The organism is Pseudoalteromonas sp. APAL1 (genome assembly GCF_021532475.1).
Lineage (GTDB): Bacteria > Pseudomonadota > Gammaproteobacteria > Enterobacterales > Alteromonadaceae > Pseudoalteromonas > Pseudoalteromonas lipolytica_C.
In genome coordinates, this window is the sequence record NZ_JAKGAW010000106.1 from 1 (window position 1) to 1,187 (window position 1,187).

The window sequence follows — 1,187 nt, forward strand, 5'->3', positions numbered from 1 at the left end:
TGGCTGCTTCTAAGCCAACCTCCTGGCTGTCTGGGCCTTTCCACATCGTTTCCCACTTAACTATGACTTTGGGACCTTAGCTGGCGGTCTGGGTTGTTTCCCTCTTCACGACGGACGTTAGCACCCGCCGTGTGTCTCCCGGATAGTACTTTACGGTATTCGGAGTTTGCAAAGGGTTGGTAAGTCGGGATGACCCCCTAGCCTTAACAGTGCTCTACCCCCGTAAGTATTCGTCCGAGGCTCTACCTAAATAGATTTCGGGGAGAACCAGCTATCTCCCGGTTTGATTAGCCTTTCACTCCTAGCCACAGGTCATCCCCTAACTTTTCAACGTTAGTGGGTTCGGTCCTCCAGTTGATGTTACTCAACCTTCAACCTGCCCATGGCTAGATCACCGGGTTTCGGGTCTATACCTTGCAACTATACGCCCAGTTAAGACTCGGTTTCCCTACGGCTACCCTAATCGGTTAACCTCGCTACAAAATATAAGTCGCTGACCCATTATACAAAAGGTACGCAGTCACCCAACAAGTGGGCTCCTACTGCTTGTACGTACACGGTTTCAGGTTCTATTTCACTCCCCTCACAGGGGTTCTTTTCGCCTTTCCCTCACGGTACTGGTTCACTATCGGTCAGTTGGGAGTATTTAGCCTTAGATGATGGTCCACCTATATTCAGTCAAAGTTTCACGTGCTCCGACCTACTCGATTTCACTTAAGATGCATTTTCGTGTACGGGACTATCACCCTGTATCGTCATACTTTCCAGAATGTTCCACTAACACATAATAAGCTTAAGGGCTGGTCCGGTTTCGCTCGCCGCTACTTCCGGAATCTCGGTTGATTTCTGTTCCTACGGGTACTTAGATGTTTCAGTTCTCCGCGTTCGCCTCTTACACCTATGTATTCAGTGTAAGATACCTGCAAGCAGGTGGGTTTCCCCATTCGGAAATCCTAGTCTCAAGCGCTTTTTACTAGCTTGACTAGGCTTATCGCAAGTTAATACGTCCTTCATCGCCTCCAACTGCCAAGGCATCCACCGTGTACGCTTAGTCACTTAACCATACAACCCAAACGGGTCTTTGTTAGTGACAGCTGTTAACTTCGCCAGAAGTTAATTCATCAAATAATGATGAGAATACTAAAGTAGATACCGATTAATCATTGCTGATTAACTGGCATATTTTT

The 1,187-nt window shown here is 47.4% G+C and carries 1 rRNA gene; it reads right to left on the reverse strand.

Annotation, left to right across the window (positions count from 1 at the left end):
- Window positions 1–1,062: ribosomal RNA gene (locus L1264_RS21385) — 23S ribosomal RNA — on the reverse strand; the annotation flags it as partial.
- Between the last annotated feature and the right edge of the window lie 125 nt (window positions 1,063–1,187).